This is a genomic window from Acetomicrobium sp. S15 = DSM 107314, assembly GCF_016125955.1.
GTDB classification, from domain to species: domain Bacteria; phylum Synergistota; class Synergistia; order Synergistales; family Thermosynergistaceae; genus Thermosynergistes; species Thermosynergistes pyruvativorans.
The window spans coordinates 1-269 of sequence record NZ_JADEVE010000116.1; the positions used below are offsets into that span (position 1 = coordinate 1).

At 53.5% G+C, this 269-nt stretch carries 1 pseudogene; it reads left to right on the plus strand.

Going from position 1 to position 269, the window contains the following annotated elements:
• Positions 1-269 (plus strand): annotated as a pseudogene (locus tag EZM41_RS02920) (hypothetical protein); the annotation flags it as partial.

A 269-nucleotide genomic window follows, 5' to 3' on the forward strand; every position in this document is an offset into this window, starting at 1 on the left:
AGTGCTCCTAAAAGCTGGCAACGATGCCGAAGAGTGGATAAGGAGCGCCATAGCTGATTCCGAAAATGAGGCGCAGCGCTTTCTCGAAGAATACGGCCTGCAAATTACGACGCTAACTCCTGAGGAGCACAAAGCCTTTGGACAAGCCTTGAGGAACAGCGACCCCCTCGATATTGCCGGAAAGACGGAGGAGCTATCTGTGCGTATAAGCGAGAGGCATTCCGGCGCCGTAGTAGAGGAGTTGCAAAACTTCATCGAGGGTTTGGCCG